The following is a 24726-nucleotide window of genomic DNA, read 5'->3' on the forward strand; positions in this document are numbered from 1 at the left end:
GTGTCATGGCTTTCCCCTCAGGAATGGCAGGCGGTAGAGCTTTCGCTGCGTGTCGCTGCAGTTGCAACAGCCTGCAGCCTGCCTTTCGGGATCGTCACGGCATTCATCCTCGCGCGATACCGCTTTCCAGGACGGGAGCTTCTGAACGGGCTGGTTCACCTGCCGCTGATCCTGCCGCCCGTGGTGACGGGATATCTGCTGCTGTTGGCATTCGGGCGGCGTGGCGTTTTCGGCGAGCCGCTGGGAAAGGTCGGGATCGTCTTCGCCTTTAACTGGACGGGTGCCGCCCTGGCAGCGGGCATCATGGCCTTTCCGCTGATGGTGCGCGCGATCCGCCTGTCGATCGAGGCGGTCGATCCCAAGCTGGAAGCTGCCGCGGCCACGCTGGGTGCATCCCCCTTGCGGGTATTCGTCACGATTACCCTACCCCTTGCCCTGCCGGGGATACTTGCCGGCGCGGTTCTGGCTTTTGCCAAGGCAATGGGCGAATTCGGGGCGACCATCACCTTCGTGTCCAACATCCCGGGGCAGACGCAAACGCTGCCTTCGGCCATATATGCGCTGCTTCAGGTGCCGGGGGCAGAACCGCAGGCGATGCGGCTGATCGTGATATCGATCATCGTGGCAATGGGCGCGCTGATCCTTTCGGAGATGTTGGCACGCCGGCTGCAAAGGCGAATTTCAGCATGACGCTGGATATCGCGATCCGCCACCGCTTCGCGGATCTTAAGCTGGAGGTCGCTTTCACGGCGGCGAACGGCGTCACGGCACTGTTCGGTCCATCGGGGGCGGGTAAGACCACCATTGCCAATGCCGTTGCCGGGCTGCTGCGGCCCGATGCCGGGCGGGTCGCGATCAACGGGCGCATCCTGTGCGGCGCCGGCGTCTGGGTGCCGCCGCACCGCCGCCGCCTAGCCTATGTTTTCCAAGAGGCGCGGCTGTTCCCGCATCTGAGCGTTCGCGCGAACCTACTTTACGGGGCAAAGGGTGCAGCCGCCCTGCCGCACATCTCGGACCTGCTGGGCATTGCCCACCTGCTGGACCGCCGCCCCGCCCGCCTGTCCGGCGGGGAACGCCAGCGGGTTGCCCTTGGACGTGCCCTCCTGTCCAAGCCTGAACTGCTGATCATGGACGAACCGCTTGCGGCGCTGGATGGCCCCCGCAAGGCGGAAATCCTGCCCTATCTGGAGCGGTTGGCGGCAGAAGCCGCACTGCCCATCCTGTATGTCAGCCACTCGGTCGCCGAGGTGGTCCGCCTGGCCGATCGCGTCGCGCTGATAACCGAAGGGAAGCTGGCCGGTTTCGGCCCGCCAGCCGAGCTTTTCGCTTCGCCCGAGCTTGCACAGGCGCTTGGCCCCCGTATCTCCGGCGCAGTTCTGGAAGGCCGCCTCGCGGCACATGATCCTGACGGCCTTGCCCGTATCGAAACGCCGGCCGGGCAGCTGTTCCTTCCGGTGGACGGTGCCGTGGGTTCCAGCCTGCGCATCCGCATCATGGCCGAGGATGTGCTTCTGTCGCGCACCGTTCCGCAACATCTTTCGGCGCTGAACATCCTGCCGGCACGGGTTCTGGGCATGTCCGGCGGCGGTCCAATGGTATCGGTGCGCCTGTCATTGCAGGACGGATCGCTCCTGCTGGCGCGGATCACCGCCCGGTCCGTTTCAACACTCGGGCTGAAGGCAGGGACCGAGGTGCAGGCGGTCATCAAGTCGGCCGCCCTCTTGGATCATTCCTGATCCGGGGACGCCCCCAGAGGGTCGCTTTCGGCAACCACCGGACGGTCGGCGGCACGATCCCGATAAAGGGCCACGCGCCCCAGAAGCATCAGTGTTACCGGCGCGGTGCACATGATGAAGAAGCCGACCAGAATTTCACGCAGAACTGGCCGCCCGTTCATGACCGAAAACCCGATGATCGAGGCGAGGACGATGCAGGTCGTCGCGCCGCTGGCCGAAAGCGACGGGGCGTGCAGGCGGCGATAGAAGTCATCCAGACGCAGCAGCCCGATCGCACCGATCAGCGCAAACGTCCCTCCCGCTATCAGAAGAAGCCCCACCACGATCGCAGCCCAGATTGGCAGGTCGGTCATTCGATCACCTCTCCTCGCATCAGGAACTTGGCAAGCGCCACGGTGGTCACGAAGCCGACCACCGCGATCACCAGCGCCGCCTCGAAGAAAAACACCGTGCCGGTCCGGATGCCCAGGGTGACGAACAGCAGCATCACGTTCACGTTGATGGTATCAAGCGCCAGCACACGGTCTTGCGCCCGTGGCCCCCGCCAGGCGCGGATGCCGACGCAAAAGATGGCTGCCGCCAGCATCCCCTCCGCAATGTAAAGCGAGACTGTCAGGATCACGGCGCTCATCCGAAGATCTCCTTCAACCGGCCAAGGTAACTTTTCTTCAGGGTTTCCTCCCAGATCTCGCCTTCTTCGATGTCCAACAGGTGCAGAAGCAGCGTCTGGTTGCCCGGGTTCCACCCCAGCCACGCCGTCCCGGGCGCCGCCGCGATCACAACCGAGATGATGGCAAGGATATTGCGATCGCGGGTGTCCAGCTCCACCTCAATGAGGCCGGAAGGCGGGGTCGTGCGGGACATGATTGCGCGGCCGACCTTGACGTTCGACCAAAGGATGTCGACAACGAACGTATAAAAAAGCCCCGGAATGGGCGACCAGCGCCGGATGCGGATGGTCTGCGGTTCAAGCGCTGCCAGCGCACGCGCAGCCACAAGCGCGACCGCAGTGCCAAGGATCGCCTGCCCCAGCGTGAACTGCGTCAGTATCAGCCACATGACCAGCAATACGAGCGTCAGGATAGGGTGCGGGATGATGCGCTTCATTCGGCCGCCTCCTGCTCACGGTCCGATGTCCGCTCGGCCGAGATGACGCCGTTTATGTAAACGTCCGGGCGATGAAGGGCCGATGCCGTGGCTTCCATGTAACGCATCACAGGCCGTGCCTGCCATGTCAGCACCACAACCGCCAGCAAAAGCGCGACGATCGGGGCAAGCTCTATCGCCAGCACTTTCGGCCCCTCCTCCTCGCCCGAGCTCCAGAACGTCTGGACGCCAAGGCGCATCAGCGCGATCAGCGTGGCAAGGCCCGAGACGATCAGGATCGCCATGAAGATCCATGACGCCGTGGTGCCGCCTTGGCCGCCCTGAAGCAGCCCGGACAGGATGATCACCTTCCCCAGAAAGCCTGCAAAGGGTGGCAGCCCCGCCAGCAGCACCGCAAGCGCGGCAAAGCACAGGCCAAGAACGGTCATTGTGGCGGGCACGGCAATGCCTTTCTGCTCCTCCTCCGGGGCATCCTCGGGCGCGCCGTACAGGTCGGCCGAAAGCGCCAGCATCGCCGCTGCCGATCCCTGACCGCGGTTAACCAGTTCCACCAGCAGGAAAAGCGCCGATAGCCCGAGGGTGGAGGCCGTCATGTAGTAAAGCGCGCCAGACAGCATCGTGACCCCGCCGCCCTGAAGCACCAGCCCCACCGCGCCAAGCACGCTGCCCGAAGATACAAGAACCGCATATCCCGCCATTCGTCCGATCGCCGGTGATCCAAGTATGCCGAAACTGCCGTAAATCATGGTCGCGATGCCACCAGCCACCAGAACCTCTGCCCCGAAACCGCTTGATGGCCCGCCGGCCGGACCTGCCGCAAGAAAGCCGAGGCGCAGGATGACGTACACCCCGACCTTCGTCAGGATCGCGAAAATCGCCGCCGCAGGGGCCGAGGCAGACTGATACGCTGCCGGAAGCCACATCCCCAGCGGCCAGATCCCTGCCTTCACAAGAAACACAAGGCCCAGGATCGCCATCGCCGCATGCACCAGCGGTCGATCCTCCGCCTCCATATAGGGCATCTGGCGCGCAAGCTCGGCCATGTTCAGGGTGCCGGTGATGCCATAGATCAGCGAAACCCCGATCAGGAAGAACAGCGAGGCAACAAGGTTGATGACGATGTAATGCATCCCTGACCGCACCCGGTCCGGCCCCGATCCATGCAGCAAAAGCCCGTAGGAGGCGGCCAGCATGATCTCGAAGAACACGAACAGGTTGAACAGGTCCCCTGTCAGGAATGCCCCGTTCACACCCATCATCTGGAACATGAACAGGCTGTGGAAATGCTGCCCCCGTGCCTGCCAGCCCGCATAGGCATAAACCAGCGCCGGCAGCGAAAGCATGGAGGCGATCACCAGCATCAACGCAGCAAGCCGGTCCAGCACAAGATTGATGCCGAAAGGCGTGGGCCAGTCGCCCAGCAGGTAAAGCCCGATCTGGTTTCCGCCCGATGGGCCTTCGCCCTTGGATCGCAGCAAAAGCTCTATCGCGACGACCAGCATCGCAGCGCAGGCGCCAAGGCTGATGATGAACTTGGTCTGCCGGTCCCGATCCTCGTAGAACAGCATCAGTGCGCCGGCCAGAAGCGGGATCAGGATGGGCGCGATGATCAGGTGCTGCGGGGTTTCCGTCACTGATCCCGCTCCTTCCCGTCGATATGGTCGGTGCCGGTGAAGCCCTGCGCTGCCAGCAGGACCACAAGAAACAGCGCCGTCGTGGCAAAGCTGATGACGATGGCGGTCAGCACCAGCGCCTGCGGAATGGGATCGGTGTAAAGCGACGGATCGATGGTTTCGCCCTTGGGCAGGATCGGAGGGGCCGCCACGCGCAGCCGCCCCATCGAAAAGATGAACAGGTTGACGCCATAGGACAGCAGGCACAGCCCCACAATCACCTGAAACGTGCGCGGGCGCAGCACGAGCCAAACGCCGGAGGCGACGAGCGTTCCGATGGCAAGGGCCAGCACGATCTCCATTATTCGCTCCCCCCGGCGGCCTTGTCGCGGGCGCGCGACCAGCGCAGCGATTGGTGGGCGATGGCGATCTGCATCAGGACGACAGCGCCGACCACCAGCAGGAACACCCCCAGATCGAACAGAAGCGCCGTGGCTGCGGGAACCTCCCCCACCAGTGGCACATGGACGTATTGCGAATGGGCCGTCATGAAGGGATAACCGAAGAGCCACGACCCCATCCCGACGAAAGCCGAGACCAGAAGTCCTGTACCGATCCAGCGGACAGGCAGGATGCGGAGGCGATCCTCCACCCATGTCACATCGGCAGCAAGGTATTGCAGAAGGAACGCAATGGCCAGCGCGACGCCTGCCGCGAAACCACCGCCCGGCAGATCATGGCCGCGAAAGAACAGCTCTGCCGCAAGCAGGATGACCACAGGGAACATCCAGTGCATGATGACCGAAGGGACCATCAGGTAATCGCGCACCGTGTCCCCCCGTTCGCGCCCGTCAGCGGCATCGTCATAGGCGTTCTGGATACGCTGCTGCGCCGTCAGCTCGTTGCTTTCGATCGCGGGGCGGAACCGACGCAGAAGGGCAAAGACCGTCAGCCCCACAATCGCCAGAACCGCCATCTCGCCGAAGGTGTCGAAGCCCCGGAAATCGACAAGGATCACGTTGACGACATTCGTGCCGCCGCCTTCGCTGTATGCGTGCTGAAGGAACCAGTCGGAGGCCACGTTGCCGGAAGGCGTCGTCATCACGACATAGGACAGAAGGGCAACACCTGCGCCGCAGATCACCGCCACGACCAGATCGACGCGGCGGCGCAGCTTGGCCTTGAAATGATGCTCTCCCGGAACTTCCTGCCGCCGGCGAGGCAACCAGCGCAGGCCCAGAAGCAGCAGGACAGTGGTCACGATTTCCACCAGCAGCTGCGTGACCGCCAGATCCGGCGCCGACAACCAGACGAACGAGATGCAAGTGATGATGCCTGCGCCCCCCAGAAACACCAGCGCCGTGAAGCGGTGGTATTTCGCCTTCCATGCCGCTGCGATCGCACAGCCGCCCCCGACCAGCCACATGATGGCGAAGATGGGGTCAACAGCGCTTTCCGGAGGCCCCAGCCAGATGCGTTCGGTTCCCCAAACCGCCCAAGCTGCCGCACCCGCGCCCAGCAGCATCAGAAGGCGCAGCTGCGGCTGCAGATGCGGGGTTCCAAGCATCCGCATCATCCTGCGGGGGAAGCGCCACGTGCCTGCGACCATGACAGCATCATAGGCGCGCGCACCGCGAACCCGCCACAGGACGGGCGGACCCTCTGGCCCAAGGGTGATGCTGCGATGGAACAGCCCATAGATCGCGATGCCGACGGCAATAGCGATCACGCTCATGATCAGGGGGACGTTGATTCCGTGCCAGATGGCCAGCGAGTATTCCGGCAGTTCGCCCAGCACCGACCGTGCAGCCACGGCAAGCGCGGGACCCACTGTCAGCGCCGGGAAGATCCCGACGACAAGGCACAGGATGGCAAGTATCCCTGCCGGACGGCGCATCCATGGCGTGGGCTCATGCGGGGCCTTGGGCAGATCCTGCGAGGGCGTTCCGAAGAACACAGAAATCAAGAACCGCAGCGAATACGCGACCGAAAATGCAGAGCCCACCACGGCCAGATAGGGCATGGAATCATCAAACAACGTCCCGCGATGCCATTCGGACGTTTCGGCAAAGAACATCTCTTTCGAAAGGAAGCCGTTCAGCAACGGCACACCCGCCATCGCGGCACATGAGATCGCCGCCAGCGTGGCAGTGACGGGCATGGCCCGCGCCAGCCCTGACAATTTGCGGATGTCGCGCGTGCCTGTTTCGTGATCCACGATCCCCGCGGCCATGAACAGCGAAGCCTTGAACAGCGCGTGGTTCATGACGTGGAAGATCGCCGCCACGATCGCCGCGGGGCTGCCGATGCCGATCAGCGCGGTGATCAGCCCCAGGTGGCTGATGGTGGAATATGCCAGAAGCCCCTTCAGATCGTGCCGGAACAGCGCCACAACCGCGCCAAGGATAAGCGTCAGAAGCCCGATCCCGGCCACAATGTTGAACCATTCCGCCGTGCCCCCGAAAACCGGAGAGAAGCGGATCAGCAGGAACACCCCCATCTTCACCATCGTTGCCGAATGCAGATAGGCCGAAACAGGCGTGGGGGCCGACATCGCGTTGGGCAGCCAGAAATGGAACGGGAACTGCGCCGATTTGGTGAAGCAGCCGATCAGGAAAAGGATCAGGGCCGGCAGGTAAAGCGGATGCTCCCTCAACTGCGGGCCGGCGGCCAGCACCTTTTCCAGATCATAGCTGTCGGCCACATATCCGACCATCAGCATGGATCCAAGAAGGCACAGCCCGCCCGTGCCTGTCACCGTCAGCGCCATCCGTGCCCCGTCCCGCGCCGCGCCATTGGTGCGCCAGAAGCCGATCAGCAGGAAGGACACGATGCTCGTCATCTCCCAGAAGATCACGAGGGTGATGATGTTGCCCGACAGCAGCATCCCGTTCATTGCCCCTGCAAACAGCAACAGAAGCGAAAAGAAGCGCGGCATCGATTCTTTCGAGGACAGGTAATAGCGTGCATAGATGACAACGAGAAAGCCGATCCCCGTCACCATCAGCCCGAAGATGAACGCCAGTCCGTCAAGCCGCAGCGTCAGGTTGATGCCCTGGCGCGGCAGCCATGCGTGGTGATCATGAACCACCCCGCCATCGGACAGCTGGGGCCAGAACACCAGCAAAAGCATCGCCGACGCCGCCATGACACAAGCTGCCACGGCAACCACTGCCCGTCTGGCCGATCTGCGCATCATCGCCACAACGAGGCCGCCCACGAAGGGAAGGACCAGCAACAGAAGAAGCAGCGTTTCAGTCGCCATGGAGCGGAGGATACCTGTCGGTGAAGGGGTATCTTACTATTGAGCGCGCGAAGCCCGAAGCTTCAACCTCCGGCCCCTAAATATTCCCCGTTCTAGGGAAATTTACCCGCGTTTGCGCAATATCTGGCGCAACATTCCGTGGAATGTCTGCACTTCAGCCCTTGTCAGGTTCAGCCGGCTCCACATGTTGCGAAGGGCAAGTCGCATTCCGTCGGCCTTGGAGGGCGGGAAGAAGAAGCCGGCTTCATCCAGCCGTTCCTCGAAATGATCGCCCAGCTTTTCCACCTCGATCGCGGTTGCGAAATCGGTGCGGGCCATGTGCGTCACCTCTGCCGGAACATCGACCGTCTGGCGGCGCCACTCATAGGCGGCCAGCAGCACGCATTGGCCAAGGTTCAGCGAGGGGAATTCCGGATTCACGGGAACGGTGACGATGGCATTGGCAAGGGCCACGTCCTCATTCTCCAGCCCTGCCCGCTCCGGGCCGAACATGAAGCCTACGCGCTTGCCTTCAGCCGCAAGGGCACGGGCATATTCCATCGCGCGCTCGGGTGTCATCACGGGCTTGGTCAACTCTCGCCCGCGGGCGGTGGTGGCAAAAACGAAGTCGCAGTCGCCAATGGCCGACTGCACATCCGGGAACAAGCCTGCGGCGTCCAGAACCCGGCCAGCGCCCGAAGCCATGGCATTGGCCTTCGGGTTGGGCCAGCCGTCCCGCGGGTCGACGATGCGCATCCGTTCCAACCCGAAGTTCAGCATGGCGCGTGCTGCGGCGCCGATGTTCTCGCCCATCTGGGGGCGGACAAGAATGAATGCGGGCGGGATCATGACGGACCTCTGGCTGAACGGGCGCCGTCATACGCCCCCCGCTTCGTGATGACAACCGCCGCAATCTGCGTTAAAGCGGCGCAACCGATCATAGGAGCCCGAAGATGGCCGAAGCCGAGCGTCCGCAGACCTATCTCATCACCCCGGCTGATTTCGATGCCGATGTCTTTCCGGACCACCTTGCCCGCGTGCTGGACGGGGCCGAGGTTGCCTGCCTGCGCATGGCGCTTGCCACCAAGGACGAAGATCGCCTTGCCCGCGCCGCCGATGCCCTGCGCGAGATTTGCCACGCACGCGATGTCGCGCTGGTGGTGGAAAACCATGTCCTTCTGGTGGAGCGGCTGGGCCTGGACGGCGTGCACCTGACCGACGGCGCCCGTTCCGTCCGCAAGGTCCGCAAGGATCTGGGTGCGGATGCCATCGTGGGCGCCTTCTGCGGCACCACCCGCCACGAAGGCATGAGCGCGGGCGAGGCTGGCGCCGATTATGTCGCCTTCGGACCCGTGGGCGAAACACCCCTTTTCGACGGCAGCCGCGCAGAGCTGGAACTGTTCACCTGGTGGTCGGAAATGATCGAGGTTCCGATCGTTGCCGAAGGCGCACTGACCGCAGCCCTTGTGGAAACGCTTTACCCCCACACGGATTTCTTCGGCATTGGCGAGGAAATCTGGACCGCGGAAGATCCGCTGAAGGCCATCCAGGCACTTCTGGCGCCGATGCGCTGATATCGGGGGGGGCAGCGTGCCCCCTTTATTCCACGGCGGCGGCAGAAGGATGTGCGGACCGAACGGCAACTTCGGCCTGCGCGGCAAGGCGCTTGCGGTCCCCGGCCTCTGCCACTGTGATCGGATCGTGGAAAACCACCTCGATCGATCCGCCGGACGGCGCAGCCATCATTTGCTTGATATGCGGGCCGAACGGCATGCCACCCCACCAACCATGAAAGCGCGGATCCTTTCCGGCCGGCGCGTGATACACCACCGTAACCGGCTGGATTGCCATGTCGTTCTTCAGATCCTCGGCAAAGAACGCGGCGAAAAGCGTTGATTTAAAAGGCAGAATACGCCGCCCGTCGGAACTGGTACCTTCAGGGAAGAACAGAAGGTGATGGCCCGCACGCAGCCGCGCTTCGAACATCTGCTGCTGCGCACGTGCTTCGCCGCCGCGGCGGTTGATGAACACCGTTCCCGTTGCGCGGGCAAGCCAGCCAATGCCGGGCCAGCGCGCAACCTCTGATTTTGACACGAAATAGATGCGGGCGCAGGCGTTCAGGGCATAGATGTCCAGCCAGCTGCCGTGATTGGCCACCAGTGCACCGGCTTGCGTCATCGCGCGCCCCTGCCGCCGCAGCCGGATCCCCAGCACCGCAAGCGAGGAAAGACAGACGAACTGGGTGATATATGGCGTGACAGGCCGGCGCTGGCCGCACAAGGGCTGTTCCACCAGCCGCACAAGGCACAAAAGCGCAAGGCAGCCGAAGTTGATCAGCAGCAGAAGCGGCGCGCGCCAGACAATCCTGAACCAGCCGATTGCCCCGACAGGTTCGGGGCGAAGCTCATTTTCCAGCCAGTTCATCGGCAGGCACCATCCGCGTATAGAAGTTCTTGTGGCGGGCCGACATGCGTCCCGTGTCCATCACCAGACATACGTCGGTGGTGTTGAAGGCATGGTCGATCCACGCACCCTCGCCCACGCAGCCGCCAAGGCGAAGGTAGGCCTTGATCAGTGCCGGGATCCCCTGCATCGCGGCCTTGCGATCCACATCCTCGGCCGCGATCAGGTCCATTCGTTGATAAGATGCAGGCTGCGCCGTCACCCGCAGATCGCCCGGGGCAAGGTGATTGTGATGCAGGAACGCCAGCGGCTGTGCCAACGCCTCGATATCGGTGCCGTGAAAACTTGCCGGGCCGAACAGAACCTCGAACCCGCGGTCCAGCACGTAATCGGCAAGGCCGTTCCAAAGGTGCATCATCGCCATGCCGCCACGATGATCGGCATGCACACAGGACCGGCCAAGTTCCAGAAGTTTGCGGCCAGAGCGTCCAAGCACGGAAAGATCGTATTCGCTTTCCGAATAGAACCCCCCCGCAGCAGCGGCCCGCTCCCCCGGCAGAAGGCGGTAGACGCCCACCACATCTTCAAGCGCATCCGCGTCGCGGCGGCCGTCCACAAGGATCAGGTGATCGAAAAACGGATCAAACCGGTCGATTTCAAGCTTCCGGTCGTGATCCACAAGCTCTCCGTCGCCGCCCAGTTCTTCTACGAACACGCGGTAGCGCAGACGCTGTGCCGCCCGCAGGTCGCGTTCGTCCTGTGCAAGGCGAAGGGTCAGATGATGATCCACGTTCATGGGCAGTTGCCTATCCGCTGGTCCATGCTTTTGCAATCGCGCTTGATCTTGCGGCGCGCGCTCTCTACCCCTTTGCTAAAGGTCGAAGACGGGAAGCAATTCAACCACCCGCCCGTCGATCACGACCTTGCCCGCATGTTCGAAGTTGACCGTGATCCGGTCTCCGATCTTCGACTGCACCTGACCAAGGCCCCAGTCGGGGCAAGCGGGATGGCGCACGAACATGCCGGGTTCAAGTATTCCATTCATCGCGGAGCCTTCCATGACTGACACACCCGACCTTGCCGCGCTGATCGGGTCGCGGATATGCCATGACCTTATCAGCCCGATTGGCGCGATCAGCAACGGGGTGGAGCTTCTGGCAATGACCGGTGCCGCCGCAACGCCCGAGATGGAGCTGATTTCGGCCAGCGTCGCGCAGGCCAACGCCCGTATCCGGTTTTTCCGCATCGCCTTCGGCGTTGCTTCCGAAGGTCAGGCCGTCGGTCGGGCAGAAGCTGTTTCGATCCTTGATGACATGACGGCTAGCGGGCGCATCCGTGTCGACTGGGCGGTGGCGGGGGATCTGGACAGGCAGGAAACAAAGCTCGCGTTTCTTCTGATCCAGTGCCTTGAAACCGCGCTTGCCTTTGGCGGCACGATCACCCTCGACGGTCCCCGCAGCCTGCGTGCCGAAGCGCGCCGCTTGCGTGCCATCCCCGATCAGTGGGCCGTACTGGAAGGGCGATCCAATGATGTATCGGCCAGCCACGTGCATTTTGCGCTGGCCGCGCATGCCATCGCCGCGCAAGGGGCAACGGCGCGGGTCGAGGTTACCGAAACCACGATCCGCATCACCTTTTAAGGGCGGATCGTCCCGTCCCCAGTCACCAGATACTTGAAGCTGGTCAACTGCTCGGCCCCGACGGGGCCGCGCGCATGCATCTTGCCTGTGGCGATGCCGATCTCGGCCCCCATCCCGAACTCTCCCCCATCTGCAAATTGGGTGGAGGCGTTCAGCAGCAGGATAGCCGAGTCGAGCCGCTGGAAGAACCGGTCCGCCGCTGCCTGATCTTCGGTGATGATCGCCTCGGTATGGCCAGAGCCAAAGCGGCGGATGTGGGCAATCGCCCCGTCCACGCCGGGAACCCGGCGCACCGCGATGATCGGTGCCAGATATTCCTGCCCAAAATCGGCTTCAGTGGCGGTGACCACGTCCGGCAGGGCCGCAAGATCGCCTTCGGCCCGCACCTCGATCCCCGCCGCTTGCAGGGCACGGACAAGGTCGGCGGCACCGGCGTATCCTTCGTCGATCAGCAGGCATTCAGCTGCGCCGCACACGCCGACGCGCCGCGCCTTGGCATTCACGACAACAGCCTGCGCCTTGGCAGGATCGGCCGCACCGTCGACATAGACGTGGTTGATCCCCTCCAGATGCGCGAAAACCGGCACCCGCGCCTCGCGCTGGACAAGTCCCACAAGCCCTTTTCCGCCGCGTGGCACGATCACGTCGATGAAGCCGGTCATCCGCAGCATCTCGGCCACGGCAGCGCGGTCCTGGGTGGGAACCAGCTGAATCGCATCCTCCGGCAAGCCCGCAGCGCGAAGCCCTTCCTGAAGGCAAGCATGGATCGCAGCCGAGGAATGGGCGCTTTCGCTTCCGCCGCGCAGGATCACGGCGTTGCCGGATTTCAGGCACAGCGCGCCCGCATCCGCAGTCACATTCGGACGGCTTTCATAGATCACGCCGATCACACCCAGCGGTGTGCGGACGCGGCGGATATGCAGGCCATTCGGCCGGTCCCATTCCGAGATGACCTGCCCCACCGGATCGTCCTGACCGGCAACCGCACGAAGTGCATCCACGATGCCTTCAACCCGATCTTCTGTCAGGATCAGCCTGTCCAGCGCTGCACCGGTGATGCCTCGTGCCACGGCGTCATCCTGATCGCGGCGGTTGGCATCGATGATGCCTGCGCGGTCGCGGTGCACCGCATCGGCGGCGGCCAGCAGCGCATCGCGCTTTGCCCCGGATGGCGCAAAGGCCAGATCCGCCGCCGCCGCCTGCGCCTTCGCGCCGATCGCCTGCATCAGTTCCGTCACCTGTGCGCCGTCCATAGGGGTTCTCCTAGATCACCATGTCGTCCCGATGCACGAGCGCGGCGCGCCCGGCATATCCAAGTATCGCCTCGATCTCGCCCGAGCGGTGGCCCATGATGGCCCGCGCCTCGGTCGAGGTATAGCGGGTCAGCCCGCGTGCGAGGGTTTCGCCATCGACCGAGACGATCTCCACCGGATCGCCCCGCCCGAACGCGCCGGCGATCGCCGTAACGCCTGCGGGAAGAAGCGACTTTCCGGCCTCCAGCGCTTGGGCGGCGCCCGCATCGATGCGGATCTGCCCACGCGGTTTCATCGCGTTGATCCAGCGCTTGCGGGCCGCCTGCGGATCACCCTGCGCCACGAACCATGTCCGTGCCGCACCATCCGCCAGCGCCTTCAGGGGCCGTTCGACCGACCCTTCCATGATCGCCATCGCGCAACCCGCGGCGACGGCCGTCTTGGCTGCCATCAGCTTGGTCTTCATTCCGCCCTTGGAAAGTCCCGATACCGGATCGCCAGCCATCGCCTCGATCTGCGGCGTGATCGCCTCCACCAGATCGAACCGCCGGGCCGTGGGATCTTCCTTGGGATTGGCCGAGTAGAACCCGTCGACGTCCGACAGCAGCACAAGCTGATCTGCGCCCACCGTCACCGCGATTTGCGCGGCAAGCCGGTCGTTGTCGCCGAAGCGGATCTCGTCTGTTGCGACCGTGTCGTTTTCGTTGACAATCGGCACAACGCCAAGGCCAAGCAGCGTTTCCAGCGTTGCGCGGCTGTTGAGATAGCGGCGACGATCGGATGTATCGTCCAGCGTCATCAGAACCTGGCCCGCGCGGATGCCGTGAGGGGCCAGTGCCTCCTCATAAGCGCGGGCAAGCTGTATCTGGCCAACCGCTGCGGCGGCCTGGCTCTGCTCCAGCGCAAGCGATCCAAACCCCAGATGCAGCGAGCTACGCCCGAGCGCGATGGAGCCGGACGAGACGAGGATCACATCCGTACCACCCGCCTTGGCCTCGGCCACATCTTCAGCCAAGGCAGTCAGCCAGTCGCGGCGCAGGCCGCTGTCTCGATCCACAAGCAGGGCCGAGCCGATCTTGACGACCAGCCGCCGCGCCTGCCTGATATCAGGGCTTAGGGTTGCCACGGCGCGGGTTCCTCATCCACGACCCTGGAAGCTTCGATCTGTTCATTCAGCGCACGAAGAACATCCTGCAAGCCCTTGTTCGCAGCGCCAGAAATGACGTACACCGGGCCGCCGGAGGCTTCTTCCAGCCCTTCGCGCCACATCTGGATCGTATCATCATCCAGCGCATCCGCCTTGTTCAGCGCGACGATGCGGGGCTTGTCACCCAGTTCGTCTGCATATGCCTCAAGCTCGGTCACGATGGTCTGATAGTCTTCCAGAACGGTTTCCGATGTGCCATCGACCAGATGCAGCAGAACTGCACAGCGTTCGACATGCGCAAGGAACTGCGTTCCAAGACCGCGCCCTTCGCTTGCACCTTCGATCAGGCCCGGAATGTCAGCCATCCCGAATTCCTTGCCGTCCACGCCAACCACGCCAAGGTTGGGAACAAGCGTGGTGAACGGATAATCAGCAATCTTCGGTTTGGCGTTCGACACGGCCGAGATGAAGGTAGACTTGCCGGCGTTCGGAAGCCCGACAAGCCCTGCATCCGCGATCAGCTTCAGGCGCAGCCAGATTGTCCGCTCCACCCCCGGCTGGCCCGGATTGGCCCGTGCCGGTGCCCGGTTGGTGGAGGATTTGAAGTGCAGGTTGCCCCAGCCGCCATTGCCGCCCTTTGCAAGAAGCACACGCTCCCCGACCTCGGTCAGGTCGGCGATGACGGTTTCCTCGTCCTCGTCGATGATCTCGGTTCCGACGGGCACGCGGAGCACGATGTCATCACCGGTCTTGCCGGTGCGCTGGCTGCCCATGCCCTGCTGCCCGGACTTGGCAAAGAAGTGCTGCTGATAGCGGAAGTCGATCAGGGTGTTCAGGCCTTCAACAGCCTCCACCCAGACGGAGCCGCCATTGCCGCCATCGCCGCCGTCGGGGCCGCCGAATTCGATGAACTTCTCGCGACGGAAGCTGACGCAACCGGAGCCGCCGCCGCCCGAGCGGATGTAGACTTTGCAAAGGTCGAGGAACTTCATGGGGCGGGCCTTCCTGCGGTTTTATCAGGCGATAGAGAATTGTCGGCGCAGGCTCAACCCCCGCGCCTCATAGCTTGCGAATATAGGTCCAGGTCGCAACATGGGCATTGCGTGCAACCGAAAACGTCTCGGCATCGCCCAGATAGTTGAAGCCGTTATTCGTCAGAACGCGGGCAGAACCGGGATTGTCCTGAAAAACGCTGGCGAAGATCGCCGTGTTGTTCAGCGGATTGGCTGCAACCAGCGCGGCCACAGCCTCGGATGCCAATCCGGTGTTCCAGAAGGCAGGCGCAACCCAGTATCCGATCTCGGACTGGTCGCGGTCCATCTTCTTCAGGCTGATGACGCCAAGCACCTCTCCCATCTGGGTCGAGGAACCGTCGATCACCCAGATCGCTTCTTCGCAACCGGGGTTCATCGCGCGGGCGACAAAAGCCTCCATCGCGCCCGGTGGCATAGGGTGGGGAATACGGCTTGTCATGCGGGCCACGCGCAGATCGCCCGCATAATGGCCCAGAAGGCCAGTGTCGGAACGGCGCACGGGGCGCAAAATGATACGCTCCGCCTCGATCACGGTGATCGCAGGGGCGGCGGTGTCAAGCGTCATGACGATGTCTCCCACATCAGAAACGCAAGAAGGGACCGGCACGGTGCCGATCCCTCCTGATTGCATGCAACCTTCCGGTTCGGCTTACTCGGCGGCCTCCGCCACCGGGAGGACCGAAATGAAGGTGCGGCCCTTGAGGCCTTTGCGGAACGACACGGAACCTTCGCGGGTGGCGAAGATCGTGTGGTCTTTACCCATGCCGACGCCTTCGCCCGGGAACCAGGTGGTGCCGCGCTGACGAACGATGATGTTGCCCGGGATGACCGCCTGGCCACCATAGAGCTTCACACCAAGACGACGACCGGCCGAATCGCGGCCGTTACGGGATGAACCGCCTGCTTTCTTGTGTGCCATGGGGGATTACTCCTTCGATTCGTGGGCTGCGCGGCGCGCATCGGCAGTGCCGGTGGCAACCTTCACGTCGGATGCGTCGGCGCCCGAAGCCAGAACGTCGGTCACGCGCAGCAGCGTCAGTTGCTGGCGGTGGCCCTTGGTGCGCTGCGACGAGTGCTTACGGCGGCGCTTGACGTAGTGGATGACTTTTTCGCCCTTGATCTGGGCAATCACCTCGGCCTGAACCGCGGCGCCAGCCACGAAGGGTGCCCCGATGGTGGTTTCGTCACCGCCAACCATGAGAATATCGTTGAACTGGATCGTTTCACCAGCTTCAGCCGCAAGCTTTTCGACGCGCAGGATATCGCCCGCACGAACCGTATATTGCTTGCCGCCTGTCTTGAGGACCGCGAACATGGGTCTTTCCTTCTTGTTCCGCGCCCTGTGGCCCCGGGATACCCGGCGTTGAATGCCTGCGGACAGCGCTTCGATGCAGAATCGCCCGGGCTTCCGCAAGGAGGCCGGACCGGCGTTATATCGTTGATCGGCCCTGCCCTGTCAACCTTCAGATGTCGAGCCCCTGCAGCTGCCGTCCGGCTGCAAGACCAAGTCGATAGGATACCTCGACAAATACCGCATCGAAGCCTGCAAACAACGCGTTGTTGAGGATCTGCCCATCGCGGGAGGCAGAGAATTCGATGTACCGTGCAAGGTCGTCCGCTTTCAGATCCTGATAGGCCATCAGCAGGTAGGGATAAAGCCAAGCCTCCGTTTCGCTGCGGATCACGCCTTCCTGCGCCCAGACATCGCGCAGCATGTCCTGTTCTGTGATGCTGTCACCAAGCGCGCCCGCATCCCGCATTCCGCGAAAGAACGCGAGGCTGGCATTCAGGCCGCCGGCCACGTTCATCTCCACAAGGGCGTTGGTTTCCGCATAATCCCGCAGCATATCAAGGCGCGGATCGCCGGCATCCCTCGCCTTTTCCACGGCAAGACGCGCCTGATCTTCGGCAGCATCATCCATAAGCGCCCGGCGGGCCGCAATCTCTGCCTGAATGACCTTTTGACCGATGTCAGAGGTGAAGAACTCGGTCATTCCGGCAGTCGCTCCGCCAGAGGCGGACAGGTCTGCCTGAAAAGCTTCGGAGAAAATTCCGTGCATCCGGTCGTCGTCGTAAACCTGCTTCAGGATGCGCGTCCAACGGCCGGCGGATGCGTCCGGAAACATATCGGCGCGCAGGATCTGGCCGTCCGTGACCCCTTCCTCCACCATCACGTCGATGATTTCCCTGATACGCAGCGCGCGCTCCAGTTCGGCCTCTTGCGCTCTTGCGGCGATCGGGGCGCAAAAGGCCCAGAGGGCGATGGCCGTAAGAATTGTCCGCAGCATGTCGCTTTCTCCTGATCAAGCTGTCCAAAGCCTACAACGCACGAGAATGGCACCCAAGCAGTCGGTTAATGAAAAAAACTGCTTGCACCCTCCGCACACCCCGGATAGATGAGCCGCCACGACGACCCCTGATGCGGAGAGGTGGCAGAGTGGTCGAATGCGGCGGTCTCGAAAACCGTTGTCGGTGTGAGCCGACCCAGGGTTCGAATCCCTGTCTCTCCGCCACTTACCTTGATTAAGTCGTTGATTTGAGATTGAAGTGCCGTGTGTTTTTGGCCCCACACGACAAGCACAGCGTCTTCCGCGTGGCGAAGCAGGATACAAAGACCGGCCACGGCATGACGCAGTTCGGACGTGCGCTGGCAGAGCTGAACATCGAGATCCTGTGCGCCAACTCCAGCCAGGCCGAGGGCCGCGTCGAACGTGCCAACCGCACCCTGCAGGACCGGCTGGTCAAGGAGCTGCGCCTGGCCGGCATCAGCGACATAGAGGCGGGCAACGCTTTCTTTGCGGACTTCATGGCCAATCACAACGCCCGCTTCGCCCGGTCCCCGGCGCAACCGGACAACCTGCATCGCCCCCTCAATGAGCCGGCCTCCCGTATCAAAGACATCCTGTGCCATCGTGACGAACGCGCTGTCAGCGTGCAGCTCGTCGTCTGCTACGAGCGCATGCGGCTGATCCTTCAGGACAGCGATCTGGCGCGGGCCGCCGCGGGCAGATACGTCAAGACGTTCGCCTTCGCGGATGGCCGGATCGACCTGCGCTGGACGGGCATCTCCCTACCCTACATGGCCAGGTGCTCCCTCCGGGCTGACATAGCTTGGCAGATTGAGCGAAATGAGCTTGGCCGGAGCCAGCGCCTCCCCGAGCCTCCCGGCCTGTCCATTCGACATTTTGACTGGTTTGAGCTGGTCGGTGACAGGATTGACCTCATCCTCTGCGAGGACTTGCGTGGCACTCGCCTCGATCTGATCGGCGCCGGAGTGAGGCGCGGCGCTCGATCACCTTTGACCAGGGTTCGGAATTCGTGGCGTGGCGCGAGTTGGAAACCGGCATGGGCACAAGAGCCTGGTTTTGCGATCCGCAGGCTCCCTACCAAAAAGGAACGGTCGAGAACATGAACAAGCGCACACGCCGCTACTTGCGCCGGGACACGGCTGTGTTGCAGCTGGCTTCCAACTCAATAAGGATGACGTGTCAGCGCCTGAACGGCATACCCCGGAATTGCCTGGGCTACCGAACACTGAAGCGTTTCGAGATGAACTGATACGACTGGAGGCACTGTGACGAACCCTGCCCCGCAGAACTGGTGCATTCACTTGCCGGTCCACGGCTTGAGCTTTTTGGACAAAATCGTTGGCGACTGCCAGCTCTCCGATCTTGGCATCCAGCGACCGCACCGTCTCCTCGTCGACTTCGGCCTTTTTCTTCCCGTCCCGCTCGAAGATATCCGCAGCGCCTTCGAAAAGCGTTTTCTTCCACTGCTGGATCATTGTCGGATGCACACCGTATTCCGATGCCAGTTCCGACACCGGGCCTTCGCCCTTCAGGGCTTCCAACGCCACACGCGCCTTGAAGTCCGCCTCATCGTTTCTGCGCCGCCACAGGTTCGGATCTCCTCGTCCTTGAGACCAGCACACGTCAGATTGTAACTTCCGCCACTGTCCGATCTTCGGAAAGTAGCTCAAGTTACTCCGAACCCCGATTTATTTTGCCATCTCCGGCACGGGTGTCACCAGCGGTGTGTTCGTCAGGAACGCCTCGATGTTGCGCATCATCATCGCGGCGCTTTGGTGCTGCACCTCTGCCGCCAGGCCAGCCACATGGGGCGACAGCACGACATTGGGCATCGCTCGCAGCTGCTCTGGAACCTCCGGCTCCTCCTCCAGCACATCCAGGGCCGCTCCGGCAATGCGGCCAGCCTCCAGCGCTGCGACAAGAACGTCTGTTTCGATGATCGAACCCCGACCCACGTTCACGATGATCCCCTGCTGACCGAGGGCATCCAGCACAGCGTCATTGACAGCATGATACGTGGACGGCCCACCCGGTGCCGCGATCACCAGAACATCGACCGCCTGCGCCAGCAAGACGAGGCTGCCGTGGAAGGTCCAGTCCGGAAGATCCTTCCTCGTCCGGCTGCAATAGGAGACCGGCATCCCGAAGGCCTCGGCCAGCCGGCCCACACGCTGGCCGATCCCGCCCATCCCGAAGATCCCGAGGCGGCGCCCTGACATCAGCGAGGACGTCCCGACGTCACCGCGCCACCTGTCCGCTCGCACTGCCGCGTCAAACAGGCAGATCCGGCGCGTCAGAGCGAGAATCATGCCGATGGTGTGTTCGGCGACCGCGACGGCGTTCACCCCCGCCGCATGGGTCACGGCCATTCCGCGTTGGCGTGCCGCGCCCACATCCACAGCCTCATAGCCCGTCCCCACCGTACAAATCAGTCCCAATGACGGAAGCATCGCCATCTCGTCCGCCGTCAGCCCGGTGGTCCCGTTCGTTACCACAACTCGTGCGCCTGCGCGCACGGCCACCGGCAGCGTGTCCAAGCCGTTCCACGCATCATGGACGCGGTAGGGGCCTGACAGCGCCTCGGCATAGATCGGCCCCTCCACACGGAAGATGATGTCACAGCTCATGTCGGCTCCTCTGACCGGGTGGTGGGATGGGAAAGACAGGCGCGCAACCGGTCCGTGAAGCGCTCCATCAGGGGGGTGTGCGGCACGCCCTTCCGGGTAAACAGGACCGCCCGCACCTCGCAGGCGGGAAGAAAGGGACGCTGGGCAAGCTGCGGACCGGCCAGCCGCGCGGACCAGGGGTCAACCACGGTGACGCCAAGCCCGGCATTGGCCAGCATGGTCGCCGTCTCGCAATACCGCACCTCCACTCGGAGAAGATAACGTTGGCCGGTTCTGTCAAAGCCTCCGCGGACAAGACGGCCAAGGTTAGACTCCTGCTCCAGCCCGATTAGGGGTTGATCGCCCAGATCGTCGGCGGCAACATGGGGCTGCGCCGCAAGGTGGCTGTCGCGGGGAACCAGCGCCACCATCTGCGCCTGCTGCAGCACATGCGTGTCCAGAAGGTCCGACCGCTCCTGCGTCAGGGCAATGCCGATATCGGCGGCGCCCGTCTGCACGGCCTCCAGCACATCAACCAGCCGCCGCACATCATAGCTGACCGAGATGTCCGGCACATCCTGCAATAGCCGCTGAAGCGCCTGCGGCCCAACGGTGTGCCCCAGCGGTGGCGTCGAGATGACGCGCAGCCGTCCCGTCAGCCCCAGCTTCATGTCGTGTGCCCGAACGGCGAAGCCGCGGATCAGTCCGAAGATGGGGCGGATTTCCTCATACAGCTCGCGCGCCTCTGGGGTCGGGGTCAGGCGACGGGCCGTGCGGTCGAACAGGACAAGGCCCAACTGCGCTTCAAGCTGTCGAACCCCGGCCGAAATGGCGGGCTGGCTGATCTTCAACGCTTCCGCGGCTTCGACCGTGGTGGAACAGCGCATCATCGTCGCGAAAATCTCCAGCATCCGCAGCGAGATGTCGGCCGGGTTCACGCCACCGGATGCCATCAGGCCACAACCGCGCCAAGCGCCATGACCGCCGCCGCCTGCACGGGATCGATCACGGGAACACCCAGGCGGTCTTCCAGAAGGCGGCGGCGGGGAGCGAAACCCGCGCAGCCAAGAACGATGGCGCCTGCGCCCATGTCGACCAGCCTGGCACCCGCCTCCAGCGTTTCCGCCAGCACCGCGTCGGAGGTGCCTGCGTCCAGCGCCGAAACCCCGGACAAACCGACCTCGCCCGCCAGCCGCCCTATCACGCCCATCTGGCGCATCCGTGCCATGTGGCGGGGGATGGATTTGGGGGACAGGGCAATGATGCCGAAACGATCGGCCCGCGCTATGGCCGTCAGGATCCCGCATTCCTGAATGCCGAAGGCGCGGATGCCTTCGGACCGCATCAGATCAAGGCCGGGATCGGAAAAGCAGGCGGTGATGATGGCATCGGCCTGCCGGTTGCGCGCGATCTCCAGCACGCGCAGGCCGGCGCGGGCCACATCCTCGTTTGTGGCGATGGTGGCGGGGCTTTCGGGTACGGTGATGCAGTCAAACTGCGGGCCATAGGGGGCAAGTGCCGCAACCAACCCGTCAGTAACGCCCTGCGAGGAGTTGGGGTTGATGACAAGGATGCTCATGGTGCGATCTCCGCCCCGAAGTTCTGCGCGGGATCCAGTTCCTTCGCGCGATACCCCGCCTTGCCCGTCAGGTCCACGCAGGCGCGGGCCACGAAGCGGCCCTGCCCCTCGGCGGCCAGCAATTCGCCGTTTTCCACGATCACGACGCCGCGGTTGATCACCACCTCCGGCACGCCGGTCAGTTCCATCCCCTCGAACGGGGTATAGTCCATATTGTCATGCTGGTCGGCCAGCGTGACGGTGCGCGTCACCTCCGGGTTCCAGATCACGATATCGGCGTCCATGCCCGGCATCAAGGACCCCTTTTTCGTCATCCCGAAGGTCTTGGCCGCGTTGGTGGAGGACAGCGCCACGAACTGCTGCAAGGTGATCCGGCCGCGCACAACCCCTTCCGAAAAGAGGTAGGGCAGCCGCGCCGCGATCCCGGGCATCCCGTTCGCGATCTTCGGATAGGGCGCATCCATGCCGGCTGTGAACTTCCCCGTCGCATCGAAGCGATAGGGCGCATGGTCCGAGGATACGCTTTCGAACGTGCCGGACTGGATGTGCTTCCACAGGGCGTCCTGCGTGGCGCGATCGCGCACGGGCGGGGAGCACATGAACTTCGCCCCCTCCACCCCCGACCGGTCCAGATCGTCGCGCGTCAGGGCGAGGTATTGCGGACAGGTTTCGGCGAACAGCTTTGCCCCGGCCAGCTTTGCCCGCTGCACCAGCGCCGCCCCGCCGGCGGTGGAGACGTGGACGATGAACAGCGGCGCATCCACCAGCTTGGCAAGGCTGATGGCACGGTTGATCGCCTCCTCCTCGGCGAGTTCCGGGCGGCTGATGGCGTGGTATTTCGGTGCGGTCAGGCCCTTCGCGGCCAGACGGCGGTTCATCCATTTCACCATCTCGTTGTTTTCGGCATGAACCATGGTGATCGCGCCATGCTCCTTGGCCACGGTCAGGATGTCCAGCATCCCCCCGTCGCCAAGGTTCATCAGGTCATAGGTCATGAAGACCTTGAAGCTGGTGATCCCCCGCCCGAAGGCGCGGGGCAGCTCGTCCGTGAGAACCTTCTCCGTCGGGTCCGAGATGATGAGGTGGTAGCTGTAATCGATCACTGACCGCTTCGCGCGTTCGTCATAGGTCGCCAGAACGTCATCCACCGACTGCCCGCGATGCTGCCCCACGAAGGGAATGAAGGACGAGTTTCCCCCGAACGCCGCCGAAACCGAGCCCGAGTAATAGTCGTCCGCCGTCATCACACCGGCCGAGCTTTCCTGCGCGATATGGGCATGCGCCTCGATCCCGCCGGGCATCACGAGGCGGCCGCCCGCGTCGATGCGCCGCTCCCCGCCCTCGATGCGTTCGGCCACGGCCGCGATCCGGCCGTCCCTGATGCCGATATCGCCGCGGAAGGTGTCAGTCGCCGTGACGACCATGCCAGAATGGATGACGGTGTCGAACATGGCTCAGACCTCAATCTTCATGCCGGTCTGCTCGGTGATCCGGCCATAATGCTCTACCCGCCGGTGGGCGGCGAAGTTGAAGACGGTAGATTTGCCGAAGGCGCATTTGTCGAAGTCGCATTCGGCCACGATCAACTCGTCCCCCTCGCCCGTCGCCCGCGCGATGACGAAGCCGTCCGGATCCACGATGATCGATCCCGCGAACATGTGGTTGCCATCCTCCATCCCGCATTTCGCCACGGCCACGGCATAGGTGGAGTTCTGATAGGCGCCCGCGCAGACCGAAAGCTCATGGTGATACACGCGCCGCTCGATCCCCTCCTCCTTGGACAGGTTGTTCTGGCTGGGGGTGTTGTAGCCGATAGTCACCAGCTCCACCCCCTGAAGGCCCAGCGTGCGCCAGGTTTCCGGCCAGCGGCGGTCGTTGCAGATCGCCATGCCCATGATCGCGCCTTGGTTGCGGACCACGTTGAACCCCGTGTCGCCCGGCAGGAAATAGCGCTTCTCCAGATGCTGGTGCGTCCGGTCGGCCTCGTACTCCGCATGGCCCGGCAGGTGGGTCTTGCGGTATTTCGACACGATCTCCCCTTCAGGGCTGACGAGGATGGAGGTGTTGTAATGCAGCCCCTCCGGCGTCAGCTCGCAATAACCGAAGGTGAAGCCCATGCCGAAGCGTTTCGCCATGTCGAACAGGGGCTGGGTTGCGGCGTTCGGCATCTCCGTCTCGAACCAGTGATCGAACTCAGACCGGTCTTCGACATAGAAGCGGGGGAAGAAGGTGGTCAGCGTCATCTCGGGATAGACAAGGAACTCCACCCCCTTCTCATGCGCCTGTTCCATCAGCGCCATCATCCGCGCCACCACGGCCTGACGGCCTTCGTCCTTCTGGATGCCGCCGATCTGCGCGCCGCCAACGATCATTTTCATGGGAATGTCCTCAGATGGAAAGTTTGCGCTGGTAACGGCTGACAAGGCGCACCATCGGCCACAGAAGCACGAGGTAGATCGCCGCCGCCAGCACCAGCGGAGAAGAGTTATAGGTGACGGAGCGGGCCATGTTGGCCTGGTACAAAAGCTCCGCCAGCGACACGACCGAGGCGAGCGAGGTGAGCTTCACCACCTCCACCGTGTTAGACAAAAGGTCGGGCAGCACGTTGCGCACCGCCTGCGGGATGATCACGTGGCGCAGCGTCTGCGGCATGGACAGCCCCGTGGCGCGCGCCGCCTCCCATTGGCCCCTCGGCAGGGATTGCAACCCCGCACGATACACCTCGGCGTAATAGGCGGAGTTGTTCAGAAGGAACGCGATGGCCACGGCCGCGAAGGCCGGCATCTCCACCCCCGCGAAGGGCAGCCCGGAATAGATGAAGATCAGCAGCACCAAAGGCGGCAGGGCGCGCATCAGGTCGATCACGGCCATCGCGGGCCAGCGCAGCCAGCGGCGCGGGCTGGTGGCCGCCAGCGACAGGAACAGCCCGCCCACCAGCCCCAGCCCGATCACCACCGCGCACAGCTTCAGCGTCATCCACAGCCCGCCCAGCAGCAGGGGCAGCGACTGGCGCATGATGTCGAGGTTGAAGAACATCTCGATGATACCGGGCATG

General features: G+C 63.4%; 27 protein-coding genes, 1 tRNA gene and 3 pseudogenes. 7 read left to right on the forward strand and 24 right to left on the reverse strand.

All coding sequences use genetic code 11. The annotated features are described in order from the left end of the window. Both modB and modC read left to right on the forward strand, forming a co-directional pair. Positions 1–690, forward strand: coding sequence for a molybdate ABC transporter permease subunit (gene modB, locus JX25_RS05710; protein ID WP_128254102.1), 690 nt, complete (start codon positions 1–3; stop codon positions 688–690). Further along, a complete protein-coding gene (gene modC / locus JX25_RS05715) occupies positions 687–1736 on the forward strand; it encodes a molybdenum ABC transporter ATP-binding protein (RefSeq protein ID WP_128254103.1) in 1050 nt (349 codons plus the stop codon). Before modB ends, modC begins: the two co-directional genes overlap by 4 nt. Here the strand turns inward: modC and mnhG are convergent. The 7 genes from mnhG to JX25_RS05750 form a co-directional block, all read right to left on the reverse strand. After that, positions 1727–2089, reverse strand: a complete 363-nt coding sequence (gene mnhG, locus JX25_RS05720) for a monovalent cation/H(+) antiporter subunit G (RefSeq protein ID WP_128254104.1) — start codon at positions 2087–2089, stop codon at positions 1727–1729. The genes modC and mnhG overlap by 10 nt on opposite strands. Next, positions 2086–2367 carry a K+/H+ antiporter subunit F gene (locus tag JX25_RS05725; protein ID WP_128254105.1) on the reverse strand — a complete coding sequence of 94 codons (282 nt, stop codon included), beginning with the start codon at positions 2365–2367 and terminating at the stop codon, positions 2086–2088. Before JX25_RS05725 ends, mnhG begins: the two co-directional genes overlap by 4 nt. Continuing rightward, positions 2364–2843, reverse strand: coding sequence for a Na+/H+ antiporter subunit E (locus JX25_RS05730; protein WP_128254106.1), 480 nt, complete (start codon positions 2841–2843; stop codon positions 2364–2366). Before JX25_RS05730 ends, JX25_RS05725 begins: the two co-directional genes overlap by 4 nt. After that, the gene (locus JX25_RS05735) at positions 2840–4477 is read right to left on the reverse strand and encodes a monovalent cation/H+ antiporter subunit D (protein ID WP_128254107.1); all 1638 of its coding nucleotides are present in this window, start codon (positions 4475–4477) and stop codon (positions 2840–2842) included. Before JX25_RS05735 ends, JX25_RS05730 begins: the two co-directional genes overlap by 4 nt. Next, complete coding sequence (locus tag JX25_RS05740) at positions 4474–4818, reverse strand: Na+/H+ antiporter subunit C (protein ID WP_128254108.1); 345 nt, start codon at positions 4816–4818, stop codon at positions 4474–4476. The genes JX25_RS05735 and JX25_RS05740 overlap by 4 nt, the downstream gene beginning before the upstream one ends. After that, positions 4818–7721 carry a monovalent cation/H+ antiporter subunit A gene (locus JX25_RS05745; RefSeq protein ID WP_128254109.1) on the reverse strand — a complete coding sequence of 968 codons (2904 nt, stop codon included), beginning with the start codon at positions 7719–7721 and terminating at the stop codon, positions 4818–4820. The genes JX25_RS05740 and JX25_RS05745 overlap by 1 nt, the downstream gene beginning before the upstream one ends. Positions 7722–7823: 102 nt before the next feature. Further along, the gene (locus tag JX25_RS05750) at positions 7824–8549 is read right to left on the reverse strand and encodes an RNA methyltransferase (RefSeq protein WP_128254110.1); all 726 of its coding nucleotides are present in this window, start codon (positions 8547–8549) and stop codon (positions 7824–7826) included. Between the two features lie 104 nt (positions 8550–8653). Between JX25_RS05750 and JX25_RS05755 the strand changes: the two genes are divergently transcribed. Next, complete coding sequence (locus tag JX25_RS05755) at positions 8654–9274, forward strand: thiamine phosphate synthase (RefSeq protein ID WP_128254111.1); 621 nt, start codon at positions 8654–8656, stop codon at positions 9272–9274. A 25-nt stretch (positions 9275–9299) separates the two neighbouring features. Here the strand turns inward: JX25_RS05755 and olsA are convergent, their stop codons facing one another. The 3 genes from olsA to JX25_RS05770 form a co-directional block, all read right to left on the reverse strand. Further along, on the reverse strand, positions 9300–10124 hold the full coding sequence (olsA, locus tag JX25_RS05760; protein ID WP_128254112.1) for a lyso-ornithine lipid O-acyltransferase: 825 nt from the start codon (positions 10122–10124) through the stop codon (positions 9300–9302). After that, on the reverse strand, positions 10105–10899 hold the full coding sequence (olsB, locus tag JX25_RS05765) for an L-ornithine N(alpha)-acyltransferase (protein ID WP_128254113.1): 795 nt from the start codon (positions 10897–10899) through the stop codon (positions 10105–10107). Before olsB ends, olsA begins: the two co-directional genes overlap by 20 nt. A gap of 75 nt (positions 10900–10974) precedes the next feature. Further along, entirely contained in the window at positions 10975–11148 is a 174-nt protein-coding gene (locus JX25_RS05770) for a DUF3553 domain-containing protein (RefSeq protein WP_128254114.1), read from the reverse strand. A 13-nt stretch (positions 11149–11161) separates the two neighbouring features. Here JX25_RS05770 and JX25_RS05775 point away from each other — a divergent pair, with 13 nt between their 5' ends. Further along, complete coding sequence (locus tag JX25_RS05775; protein WP_128254115.1) at positions 11162–11743, forward strand: histidine phosphotransferase family protein; 582 nt, start codon at positions 11162–11164, stop codon at positions 11741–11743. Here JX25_RS05775 and JX25_RS05780 read toward each other — a convergent pair. The 7 genes from JX25_RS05780 to JX25_RS05810 all read right to left on the reverse strand — a co-directional run bounded on the left by JX25_RS05780 (position 11740) and on the right by JX25_RS05810 (position 17465). Further along, positions 11740–12996 (reverse strand): glutamate-5-semialdehyde dehydrogenase, encoded by a 1257-nt coding sequence (locus JX25_RS05780; protein ID WP_128254116.1) that lies wholly within the window; start codon positions 12994–12996, stop codon positions 11740–11742. The genes JX25_RS05775 and JX25_RS05780 overlap by 4 nt on opposite strands. Before the next feature lie 10 nt (positions 12997–13006). Further along, complete coding sequence (gene proB / locus JX25_RS05785) at positions 13007–14122, reverse strand: glutamate 5-kinase (protein WP_128254117.1); 1116 nt, start codon at positions 14120–14122, stop codon at positions 13007–13009. Continuing rightward, positions 14110–15135: a GTPase ObgE gene (gene obgE / locus JX25_RS05790; RefSeq protein WP_128254118.1), complete on the reverse strand. Its 1026-nt coding sequence runs from the start codon at positions 15133–15135 to the stop codon at positions 14110–14112. The genes proB and obgE overlap by 13 nt, the downstream gene beginning before the upstream one ends. 67 nt (positions 15136–15202) lie before the next feature. Next, positions 15203–15742: a GNAT family N-acetyltransferase gene (locus JX25_RS05795; RefSeq protein WP_128254119.1), complete on the reverse strand. Its 540-nt coding sequence runs from the start codon at positions 15740–15742 to the stop codon at positions 15203–15205. Between the two features lie 84 nt (positions 15743–15826). After that, on the reverse strand, positions 15827–16096 hold the full coding sequence (gene rpmA / locus JX25_RS05800; RefSeq protein WP_128254120.1) for a 50S ribosomal protein L27: 270 nt from the start codon (positions 16094–16096) through the stop codon (positions 15827–15829). 6 nt (positions 16097–16102) lie between these two features. Further along, positions 16103–16492 carry a 50S ribosomal protein L21 gene (gene rplU / locus JX25_RS05805; protein WP_128254121.1) on the reverse strand — a complete coding sequence of 130 codons (390 nt, stop codon included), beginning with the start codon at positions 16490–16492 and terminating at the stop codon, positions 16103–16105. Positions 16493–16640: 148 nt separating this feature from the next. Continuing rightward, positions 16641–17465, reverse strand: coding sequence for a DUF2059 domain-containing protein (locus JX25_RS05810; RefSeq protein ID WP_128254122.1), 825 nt, complete (start codon positions 17463–17465; stop codon positions 16641–16643). 135 nt (positions 17466–17600) lie between these two features. Between JX25_RS05810 and JX25_RS05815 the strand changes: the two genes are divergently transcribed. The 3 genes and pseudogenes from JX25_RS05815 to JX25_RS15060 all read left to right on the forward strand — a co-directional run. Next, positions 17601–17690, forward strand: a tRNA-Ser gene (locus JX25_RS05815). 59 nt (positions 17691–17749) lie between these two features. Beyond that, positions 17750–18256, forward strand: a pseudogene (locus JX25_RS05820) (transposase family protein); the annotation flags it as partial. Positions 18257–18456: 200 nt separating this feature from the next. Next, a pseudogene (locus JX25_RS15060) lies at positions 18457–18755 on the forward strand (IS30 family transposase); the annotation flags it as partial. A gap of 113 nt (positions 18756–18868) precedes the next feature. Here the strand turns inward: JX25_RS15060 and JX25_RS15250 are convergent. The 7 genes and pseudogenes from JX25_RS15250 to JX25_RS05860 all read right to left on the reverse strand — a co-directional run. Further along, positions 18869–19108, reverse strand: a pseudogene (locus JX25_RS15250) (transposase); the annotation flags it as partial. Between the two features lie 66 nt (positions 19109–19174). Continuing rightward, complete coding sequence (locus JX25_RS05835; protein ID WP_128254123.1) at positions 19175–20113, reverse strand: NAD(P)-dependent oxidoreductase; 939 nt, start codon at positions 20111–20113, stop codon at positions 19175–19177. Beyond that, positions 20110–21045 carry a LysR family transcriptional regulator gene (locus tag JX25_RS05840; protein WP_128254124.1) on the reverse strand — a complete coding sequence of 312 codons (936 nt, stop codon included), beginning with the start codon at positions 21043–21045 and terminating at the stop codon, positions 20110–20112. Before JX25_RS05840 ends, JX25_RS05835 begins: the two co-directional genes overlap by 4 nt. Continuing rightward, entirely contained in the window at positions 21045–21671 is a 627-nt protein-coding gene (locus JX25_RS05845) for an aspartate/glutamate racemase family protein (RefSeq protein ID WP_128254125.1), read from the reverse strand. Before JX25_RS05845 ends, JX25_RS05840 begins: the two co-directional genes overlap by 1 nt. Further along, the gene (hydA, locus tag JX25_RS05850; RefSeq protein ID WP_128254126.1) at positions 21668–23122 is read right to left on the reverse strand and encodes a dihydropyrimidinase; all 1455 of its coding nucleotides are present in this window, start codon (positions 23120–23122) and stop codon (positions 21668–21670) included. Before hydA ends, JX25_RS05845 begins: the two co-directional genes overlap by 4 nt. A gap of 3 nt (positions 23123–23125) precedes the next feature. After that, the gene (locus JX25_RS05855) at positions 23126–24049 is read right to left on the reverse strand and encodes an N-carbamoyl-D-amino-acid hydrolase (protein ID WP_164876074.1); all 924 of its coding nucleotides are present in this window, start codon (positions 24047–24049) and stop codon (positions 23126–23128) included. Between the two features lie 10 nt (positions 24050–24059). Next, entirely contained in the window at positions 24060–24725 is a 666-nt protein-coding gene (locus tag JX25_RS05860) for an amino acid ABC transporter permease (RefSeq protein ID WP_128254127.1), read from the reverse strand. Between the last annotated feature and the right edge of the window lies 1 nt (position 24726).

Source organism: Falsirhodobacter deserti (assembly GCF_004015795.1).
Lineage (GTDB): Bacteria > Pseudomonadota > Alphaproteobacteria > Rhodobacterales > Rhodobacteraceae > Falsirhodobacter > Falsirhodobacter deserti.

Coding starts and splice junctions, on each gene's coding strand:
- JX25_RS05725 (WP_128254105.1), bottom strand. CDS start 2,367: ATGAGCGCCGTGATCCTGACAGTCTCGCTTTACATTGCGGAGGGGATG.
- JX25_RS05840 (WP_128254124.1), bottom strand. CDS start 21,045: ATGGCATCCGGTGGCGTGAACCCGGCCGACATCTCGCTGCGGATGCTG.
- JX25_RS05755 (WP_128254111.1), top strand. CDS start 8,654: ATGGCCGAAGCCGAGCGTCCGCAGACCTATCTCATCACCCCGGCTGAT.
- olsB (WP_128254113.1), bottom strand. CDS start 10,899: ATGAACGTGGATCATCATCTGACCCTTCGCCTTGCACAGGACGAACGC.
- mnhG (WP_128254104.1), bottom strand. CDS start 2,089: ATGACCGACCTGCCAATCTGGGCTGCGATCGTGGTGGGGCTTCTTCTG.
- rplU (WP_128254121.1), bottom strand. CDS start 16,492: ATGTTCGCGGTCCTCAAGACAGGCGGCAAGCAATATACGGTTCGTGCG.
- rpmA (WP_128254120.1), bottom strand. CDS start 16,096: ATGGCACACAAGAAAGCAGGCGGTTCATCCCGTAACGGCCGCGATTCG.
- modC (WP_128254103.1), top strand. CDS start 687: ATGACGCTGGATATCGCGATCCGCCACCGCTTCGCGGATCTTAAGCTG.
- JX25_RS05780 (WP_128254116.1), bottom strand. CDS start 12,996: ATGGACGGCGCACAGGTGACGGAACTGATGCAGGCGATCGGCGCGAAG.
- JX25_RS05770 (WP_128254114.1), bottom strand. CDS start 11,148: ATGAATGGAATACTTGAACCCGGCATGTTCGTGCGCCATCCCGCTTGC.
- olsA (WP_128254112.1), bottom strand. CDS start 10,124: ATGAACTGGCTGGAAAATGAGCTTCGCCCCGAACCTGTCGGGGCAATC.
- JX25_RS05740 (WP_128254108.1), bottom strand. CDS start 4,818: ATGGAGATCGTGCTGGCCCTTGCCATCGGAACGCTCGTCGCCTCCGGC.
- JX25_RS05845 (WP_128254125.1), bottom strand. CDS start 21,671: ATGAGCATCCTTGTCATCAACCCCAACTCCTCGCAGGGCGTTACTGAC.
- JX25_RS05730 (WP_128254106.1), bottom strand. CDS start 2,843: ATGAAGCGCATCATCCCGCACCCTATCCTGACGCTCGTATTGCTGGTC.
- JX25_RS05835 (WP_128254123.1), bottom strand. CDS start 20,113: ATGAGCTGTGACATCATCTTCCGTGTGGAGGGGCCGATCTATGCCGAG.
- JX25_RS05775 (WP_128254115.1), top strand. CDS start 11,162: ATGACTGACACACCCGACCTTGCCGCGCTGATCGGGTCGCGGATATGC.
- obgE (WP_128254118.1), bottom strand. CDS start 15,135: ATGAAGTTCCTCGACCTTTGCAAAGTCTACATCCGCTCGGGCGGCGGC.
- JX25_RS05810 (WP_128254122.1), bottom strand. CDS start 17,465: ATGCTGCGGACAATTCTTACGGCCATCGCCCTCTGGGCCTTTTGCGCC.
- hydA (WP_128254126.1), bottom strand. CDS start 23,122: ATGTTCGACACCGTCATCCATTCTGGCATGGTCGTCACGGCGACTGAC.
- JX25_RS05855 (WP_164876074.1), bottom strand. CDS start 24,049: ATGAAAATGATCGTTGGCGGCGCGCAGATCGGCGGCATCCAGAAGGAC.
- JX25_RS05860 (WP_128254127.1), bottom strand. CDS start 24,725: ATGCCCGGTATCATCGAGATGTTCTTCAACCTCGACATCATGCGCCAG.
- JX25_RS05745 (WP_128254109.1), bottom strand. CDS start 7,721: ATGGCGACTGAAACGCTGCTTCTTCTGTTGCTGGTCCTTCCCTTCGTG.
- JX25_RS05750 (WP_128254110.1), bottom strand. CDS start 8,549: ATGATCCCGCCCGCATTCATTCTTGTCCGCCCCCAGATGGGCGAGAAC.
- JX25_RS05795 (WP_128254119.1), bottom strand. CDS start 15,742: ATGACGCTTGACACCGCCGCCCCTGCGATCACCGTGATCGAGGCGGAG.